Annotated in this window: 7 protein-coding genes; 4 read left to right on the top strand and 3 right to left on the bottom strand. The window is 63.4% G+C overall.

Annotation, left to right across the window (positions count from 1 at the left end):
* The first annotated feature begins 134 nt into the window (after positions 1–134).
* Positions 135–311 carry a hypothetical protein gene (locus tag AB7I51_RS04675; RefSeq protein WP_428403011.1) on the top strand — a complete coding sequence of 59 codons (177 nt, stop codon included), beginning with the start codon at positions 135–137 and terminating at the stop codon, positions 309–311.
* Here AB7I51_RS04675 and AB7I51_RS04670 read toward each other — a convergent pair.
* Positions 277–633: a type II toxin-antitoxin system HicB family antitoxin gene (locus tag AB7I51_RS04670; RefSeq protein ID WP_428403010.1), complete on the bottom strand. Its 357-nt coding sequence runs from the start codon at positions 631–633 to the stop codon at positions 277–279. The two genes, AB7I51_RS04675 and AB7I51_RS04670, sit on opposite strands and share 35 nt — an antisense overlap.
* Positions 634–855: 222 nt before the next feature.
* Between AB7I51_RS04670 and AB7I51_RS04665 the strand changes: the two genes are divergently transcribed.
* The gene (locus tag AB7I51_RS04665; protein WP_428403009.1) at positions 856–2487 is read left to right on the top strand and encodes a L,D-transpeptidase family protein; all 1632 of its coding nucleotides are present in this window, start codon (positions 856–858) and stop codon (positions 2485–2487) included.
* On the opposite strand, the gene AB7I51_RS04660 is transcribed toward AB7I51_RS04665, so the two are convergent.
* On the bottom strand, positions 2476–3150 hold the full coding sequence (locus AB7I51_RS04660) for a class I SAM-dependent methyltransferase (protein ID WP_428403008.1): 675 nt from the start codon (positions 3148–3150) through the stop codon (positions 2476–2478). The two genes, AB7I51_RS04665 and AB7I51_RS04660, sit on opposite strands and share 12 nt — an antisense overlap.
* A 99-nt stretch (positions 3151–3249) precedes the next feature.
* Here AB7I51_RS04660 and AB7I51_RS04655 point away from each other — a divergent pair, with 99 nt between their 5' ends.
* Entirely contained in the window at positions 3250–5061 is a 1812-nt protein-coding gene (locus tag AB7I51_RS04655; protein WP_428403007.1) for an ABC-F family ATP-binding cassette domain-containing protein, read from the top strand.
* A gap of 75 nt (positions 5062–5136) precedes the next feature.
* Entirely contained in the window at positions 5137–5631 is a 495-nt protein-coding gene (locus tag AB7I51_RS04650) for a VOC family protein (RefSeq protein ID WP_428403006.1), read from the top strand.
* Here the strand turns inward: AB7I51_RS04650 and AB7I51_RS04645 are convergent.
* A complete protein-coding gene (locus AB7I51_RS04645; RefSeq protein WP_428403005.1) occupies positions 5564–6889 on the bottom strand; it encodes an MFS transporter in 1326 nt (441 codons plus the stop codon). The two genes, AB7I51_RS04650 and AB7I51_RS04645, sit on opposite strands and share 68 nt — an antisense overlap.
* Between the last annotated feature and the right edge of the window lies 1 nt (position 6890).

Raw genomic sequence — 6890 nt, 5'->3', positions numbered from 1 at the left:
AACTTCCGCCGCCTGCTCGCATGGCTGGCGCTTCTGTGGGCCTTGTTCCTGAGCGTCCTCGACGACGCCAACGCCTCAAATCGCCGACTAATCGCCGCTTAAATCGCGTTCTTCACGGGCGACTGGATGAGGTGATGATGAATGCCGCCGAAGCGCTCGCTCTGTGGATCGATGTCGCGAAAGAACACGGCGAGGAGGTTCCGCCGCCACGCGTGTTGACCGAATTGAAGCGCGATACCGAAATCGCGGAGGACATTGTGCGCTACATGGTCGCGCTCATCGAACATCATCCATTGCGTCAAGCCGCTTGATCGGTCGACGGGAAGGCGGATCGATAGCGAAGATAAAAGCCGCGTTCGCGAAATCATCCGCCCATCGAGGATGGGACTTCAATTCGGAAAGCAGGCGCGGCGTCGGGATGGAGTTTCCGTCCTCGCGCATCCCCTCCGCCCAAAGCGCCAGCGCCTCGGCGGCCATGGCGAAAATATCGTCGATCTCGTCGGCGGCGGAAAAACATCCCGGTGCATCTGGAAAGGTCATTCCGTAGGCGCTGTTTTCGTCCTTATGGACAATTACGATATAGGGCTTCATCGGGGCCTCACGGATCGACGCCAAATCGTAGCGCTTTCGCATTCTCCCCGCCATCGCCCGGCGCGACTGTAGCGTGGCCGCAACAGTCCGGCTTTTTCAGCGTCTGAGCGGCGCCGGCGGGTTGTCGCGGATTCACAAAACCGGCGCCGCGCATTACCTTTACGTCGAAGCATTGGCGGAGCGCCTTGCGCTTGCGCCGTCGCACAGATTTTCTCCCAAAAGACGCGCAGACCTCGCCACACGAGGTTCGCGAGAGGACGAGCTATGACTGCTGGCGGAAAAGCCGGGCGAATTTTCTATGTTGCGGTCGCGACCGTTTTGGCGCTCGCCGCTCCTGCGCGCGCGGATCAAAAACCGCCCCGCCGCGCTGAGATCTTCGACCCGCCGCCGCTCGTCGCACTCTATGGCGTGGAGCGGGTTCCGACACGCGCGCCTTTGAACGATCCCGGTTTCGCCGTCGCAGACGCCGCGCCCGCTGCGGCGCTGCTCGACGCCGAACTACGCGCCGCGCCCGCACAGCCCACCGACCCGCTCGGCCTGGCCTGGAGCCTTCAGCCCGCGGAGAACCGCGACCTCGCCTCGGCGCTCGACGCCTGGGCTGGCGAGTCTGCTGTAACGCCGGAGCGCCGCCGCCTGCGCGCGGCGTTGGCCGCGGCTTACGCGACTAAAAGTTTCGCGCCCTTCTGGATCGAGAATGGCGAATGGCGCGCTTCGGCGAAAACGGCGCTGGCGCGGCTCGCGCATGCCGCGGACGACGCTCTCGATCTTCGCGCCTATGCCACGCCCGACGCCGAAAGTTTGGCGCCGTCCGCGGCGGGCGAACTCGCCCTCTCGGAAGCGGTCGCCGCCTATGCGCTGCAGGCGCGCGGGTCCCGGATCGACCCCGAGCGCATCTCGAAGCTCGTCGGCGCGAAGACCGCCCTTCCCGACCCGACGCTCGCCGTGGCTGACATCGCCGGCGCCGGCGAAACGGCGGGCGATGCGCTGCAGGCCTATAACCCTGCGCATTACGGCTATCAGCAGTTGCGCGAAAAGCTGATCGAGCTGAGGGCGCAACGCGCCGCGGCGCCTGCTTCCGACAGACTCTACGCGGCCGCCGAGAGCGTCTCGCAAAGCGACGCTCTGCCGCCTGCGGGCAAACCCAAGCGGCGCCGCGCCGCCGCGCTCGCCAAAGCTTCGACCGCGCGCGTCGAAGCGGAAATCATCGCCAATATGGAGCGCTGGCGTTGGCTGCCGCGCGATCTCGGCGACGAGCGGGTCGAAGTGAACATCCCCGATTTCGAACTCGCCGTCGTCCGCAACGGCGAAGTGACGCATCGAACGCGGGTTATCGTCGGCAAGGAGACGACGCCAACGCCGATCTTCTCAAACGCGTTGCAATACATCATCGTCAATCCCTATTGGAACGTGCCGCCGTCGATCCTGAACAAGGAACTGCTGCCGAAGGCCAATGGCGACCCCGCCGCGATCGCGGCGAGCGGCTTCAACGTCTCCTATCGCGGCGGCAAGCTCGTCGTCCGCCAGCCGCCCGGCGAGCGCAATGCGCTGGGCCGCATCAAATTCATGTTCCCCAACGACTTCTCGGTCTATCTGCACGATACGCCGTCGCGCCATCTGTTCGCTGCGTCGCATCGCGCCTTCAGCCATGGCTGCATGCGCGTCGACGCGCCTTTTGCCCTCGCCGAAGCCGTGCTCGGCCCGGGCAGCGGCTGGTCGGAAAGCCGCGTGCGCCGACTGATCGGCGGCTCCGAGCGCTACATCAATCTCTCAAAGCCGCTGCCGATCCACATCGAATATTTCACCGCTTATGTCGATGAAGGCGGGCGCCTCGTGCTGCGCCCCGATCTCTACGGCTATTCCGCCCGCGTGCGCCACGCGTTGGGGTTAGACGTCTGATCCCTTCACAGTTGCGGAAAAAAGCGCGGCGCAGCCGACGGTTTCGACGCTCACCGCGCTGAAGCGTTTTTCGAGTTCGCGGGTCAGCGTCTCCAAATCGTCCTGCGTATTCGAGAATGTGCCTTTCGAATTATAGAAGTTCATCAGCCTCCGCGCCCCAAAGCTGCGCGCAACTCCGCCCTGCAGCAGGGTCGAGCCGAAGACAACCGCGCCTGGTGACAGCAAGGGCGACAGAAAATCGAAGGCGCGCGCCTTCGTCGCCATATCGCCCGGCAGGCAGTGAAGGAGATAATTCACGCCAAGCGAGTCGAATTTGGCGCCGTCGAATTCGATTGGCTCCAGTACATTGCGCACATAGAGCTCAGGTCGGTAGCGCGCGATGCGCCGCGCCGCAAATTGCAGCGCGTCGCGATTTAGATCCATGAGCGCGATACGGGGCGTCGGAGTCGGAAAGCGGCAGCGATCGAGAAAATAGCCGGTGCCGACGCCGACATCGAGGTGATTGCTGCTGACATGCCGATCATAGTGGACGAGCGCCCGCGACGTTGGACATTTCCATACCCATCGATTGGACAGGCCGAGCACCAGCACGTCGTAGATCGCGAGCATTTTGGGCGTGTAGATCGCCTGTCCGGCATGAATTTGCTCGGTTGTAGCGGGCATCGTGGTTGCTCCGAGGACGACGGCCAACGCAGGGGGTGACAGCAGCCCGGCCGCGTGGAAAAAGCCTATCTCATGTCCGTAAGACACTGCTAAGGCTGCATGCCTCCGCCGCCCCTTCTCGCCCTGCAAGGCGTCACCCTGACGCTTGGCGGCAAGCCGCTGCTCGACGGCGCCGATCTAACCGTCGCGCCCGGCGCTCGGCTCTGCGTCGTCGGCCGCAACGGCTCCGGCAAATCGACGCTTCTTAAAATCGCGGCCGGCGAAATCGAGCCCGACGGCGGGACGCGCTTTCTTCAGCCCGGCGCCTCATTGCGCTATCTGCCGCAGGAGCCGGATTTCTCCGGCTCCGCCACGACCATCGCCTATGTCGAAGCCGGTCTCGGACCGTTGGACGATCCCCACGTCGCCCGGACGCTGCTCAATGATCTGGGACTCCAAGGCGATGAAGACCCCGCGCGCCTCTCGGGCGGCGAAGCGCGGCGCGCGGCGCTCACCCGCGTTCTCGCGCCCGAACCCGACATTCTGCTCCTGGACGAGCCGACGAATCACCTCGACCTGCCGACGATCCTGTGGCTCGAAGAAAAGCTCGCCGGTCTGCGCTCGGCGCTCGTGCTCATCAGCCACGACCGCCGCTTTCTTCAGGATCTGACCAAAGAAACGCTGTGGATCGATCGCGGCCGCACCCGCCATCTGGCGCGCGGCTTCAGGGAATTCGAGGCCTGGCGCGACCGCGAGCTGGAGGAAGAAGAAAAGCGGCAGCACAAATTGGAGCGCAAAATCGTCGCCGAGGAACATTGGCTGCGACATGGCGTCTCCGGCCGGCGCAAGCGCAATATGAAGCGGCTTGCCGGCCTGCATCATCTGCGCGCCGAACGGCGCAACCGCGTGATGCCGACGGGCGACGTGAAGCTTGAAGCAAGCGAGGCGCAGCTTTCCGGCAAACTCGTCATCGAAGCGATCAGAATCGGCAAATCATTCGGCGAACGCGTCATCGTCGCGAATTTCACGACGCGCATTCTGCGTGGCGACCGTTTGGGGATCGTCGGCGCCAACGGCGCCGGCAAGACGACGCTGGTCAATCTCCTGACCGGCGCGCTCGCCCCTGACGCCGGTAAGGTTCGGCTCGGCGCTAATCTCGACATGGCGACGCTCGAACAAAACCGCGCGAGCCTCGATCCTGAAACCACCTTGCAAGACGCGCTGACCGGCGGCGGCTCCGATACGATCGAGATCAATGGCGAACAGCGTCACGTCATCGGCTATATGAAGGACTTTCTGTTCAAGCCCGAACAGGCGCGCACGCCGATCGGCCGGCTGTCGGGCGGCGAACGCGGACGCCTCATGCTGGCGCGCGCATTGGCCAAGCCCTCCAATCTTCTCGTGCTCGACGAACCGACCAACGACCTCGATCTCGAAACGCTCGATCTGCTGGAGGAAATGCTCGCCGATTATCCCGGCACGCTCATTGTCGTCAGTCATGACCGCGACTTTCTCGATCGCGTCGCAACGAGCGTGCTGATGAGCGACGGCGACGGCCGCTGGATCGAATATGCCGGCGGCTACAGCGACATGGTCGCGCAGCGCGGCAAGGGCGTCGAGTCGCGGGACGTGACGGCGCCGGCGCGGGAGACCAAAGAAAAGCCCGCGCCGCGCGAGAAGACGGCGACGAAACTGAAGCTCTCGTTCAAGGAACAGCATGCGCTCGCGACTCTGCCGAGCAAGATCGAGGAGTTGAACGCGAGACGCGCCAAGCTTCAGGCGCTGCTGGACGATCCTGAGCTTTACGAGAAGGACGCGCCGAAATTCGCCAAGGCGAGCGAAATGTTCGCGATGGTGGAGTCGGAACTCGCGGCTGCCGAGGAGGAATGGCTGGAACTCGAGATCAAACGCGAGACGATCGAAGGATTGTAGGGAGCCGCCCCCTTGCCTTGAGCCTGAGCGCGTTAACTTAATGCGGAGGGGGCGATGCAGAGTTGGGGGAAAAACATGACCGACAAATCGGTTCCGGCGCCTTACAGCAAAGTGACGCCCTATCTTTGCATCTCCGGCGCAGCGAAGGCGCTCGACTATTACAAAAGCGCCTTCGGCGCCAAGGAGCGCGTCCGCGTCGAACTCCCCAATGGTCTCATCGCCCATGCCGAAATCATGATCGGCGATTCGATCGTCATGCTTTCCGATGTCTATGAAGAGAGCGGGCTGACGTCGCCAAGAGCGCTCGGCGGGTCGTCAATCAGTTTGAATGTCTATGTGCCGGACGTTGATTCGATCTTCATCAAGGCTATCGAAGCCGGCGCGACCAAAATCTGCGGGCCGCAAAATATGTTCTACGGCGATCGCAGCGGAACGGTCCGCGATCCTTTCGGCCATGTCTGGGTATTCTCGACGCGCAAGGAAGAGATCACCGTCGACGAGCTTAAACGCCGCGCGCTGGATATTTACTATTCGCTGCACGCCGCGCCCGCCAAAGCAGGAGCGCCGTAATCAACGGCCCCAAGGCGAGCGCGAGCAGCGCGTCAGAAAATTCGCCGGTCGCGCCTTTGATGAGGCCGACGAGGTAGGGGCCGGCGAAGCCCGAAATATTGCCGATCGAGTTAATCACCGCGACGCCGATGACGCCATCCCCCGAACCGAGCGCCAGAGTCGTAAAGCTCCAAAACGTCGGCAGCGCCGCGATCGCGCCGACGGCGGCGACGGACAGCGCGATCATCGACAGCAAGGGCGTCGGCGCATAGGCGGCGCAGGCCAACCCCACAGCGCCAATGACGCCGGCAAGCGCCGTGTGGCCGACGGTCTCGCGCCGGCGATCTGAGCTGCGGCTCCACGCCCACATCGCGAATGCGCTGCAAACATAGGGTATCGACGCCAGCAAACTCGTGGCGACGACGCCAAAGCCGAACGACTTGATGATTTGCGGCAGCCAGAAGCCCAAGCCATAGAGCGCAATGACGATTCCAAAATAAGCGACGCCGAGAAGAAGAACGCGCATGTCCTTGAGCGCGCGCCAGTGGTCGCCGTGGTCTTGTCCTGCATCCTTCTCGAGCGCGGCGCGCAGAGACGTTTTCTCGCTTGAGGTCAGCCATTTCGCCGACTGCGGTCCGTCAGGCAGATAGAAGAAGCAGACGACGCCGAGAATGATCGAAGGCAACGCCTCCATCAGAAACAGCCATCGCCAGCCGCTGATCCCGCCGACGCCGTCCATCGCCGCCAGAATGACTCCGGAGATCGGCGATCCGATCGCGCTCGACACCGGCACTGCAATGAGGAAGCCGGCGAGCACGCGCGCGCGTTGCGCGGCGGGAATCCAATAGGTGAGATAGAGAATGACGCCCGGCGCAAAACCAGCTTCCATCACGCCGAGCAGCAGACGCAGAACGACAAAGCTCGCCTCATTCCAGATGAAGGCGGTAAGCGCCGAAACCACGCCCCAGCTGACCATGATCCGCGCGATCCAGATTCGCGCGCCGACGCGGTGCATGATGTAATTGCTCGGCGCTTCGAACAGGCAATAGCCGACAAAAAAAATGCCGGCGCCCCAGCCGAAGAATTCCGGCGTGAAACCAAGTTCGCCATTCATCGTCAGCGCCGCGAAGCCGATGTTCACGCGGTCGAGATAGGCGACGATAAATGCCGTCACGAGAAAGGGGACCAGTCGCCGCGCCGCCTTGGCGACGACGCGGTCGGCGTCGATTGTTTGAGCCGCGCGCTCCTTTGGCGGGGCGGCGACCGCCGCTTCCGACATC

It is taken from the genome of Methylocystis sp. (assembly GCF_050246715.1).
Classification (GTDB): Bacteria; Pseudomonadota; Alphaproteobacteria; order Rhizobiales; family Beijerinckiaceae; genus Methylocystis.
This window is presented reverse-complemented; position numbering and strand designations above follow the sequence as displayed.

What these genes read in the sequence shown, in the direction of transcription:
- AB7I51_RS04675 (WP_428403011.1), top strand. Translation starts at nt 135, where the DNA reads ATGATGAATGCCGCCGAAGCGCTCGCTCTGTGGATCGATGTCGCGAAA.
- AB7I51_RS04650 (WP_428403006.1), top strand. Translation starts at nt 5,137, where the DNA reads ATGACCGACAAATCGGTTCCGGCGCCTTACAGCAAAGTGACGCCCTAT.
- AB7I51_RS04655 (WP_428403007.1), top strand. Translation starts at nt 3,250, where the DNA reads ATGCCTCCGCCGCCCCTTCTCGCCCTGCAAGGCGTCACCCTGACGCTT.
- AB7I51_RS04645 (WP_428403005.1), bottom strand. Translation starts at nt 6,889, where the DNA reads ATGTCGGAAGCGGCGGTCGCCGCCCCGCCAAAGGAGCGCGCGGCTCAA.
- AB7I51_RS04665 (WP_428403009.1), top strand. Translation starts at nt 856, where the DNA reads ATGACTGCTGGCGGAAAAGCCGGGCGAATTTTCTATGTTGCGGTCGCG.
- AB7I51_RS04670 (WP_428403010.1), bottom strand. Translation starts at nt 633, where the DNA reads ATGCGAAAGCGCTACGATTTGGCGTCGATCCGTGAGGCCCCGATGAAG.
- AB7I51_RS04660 (WP_428403008.1), bottom strand. Translation starts at nt 3,150, where the DNA reads ATGCCCGCTACAACCGAGCAAATTCATGCCGGACAGGCGATCTACACG.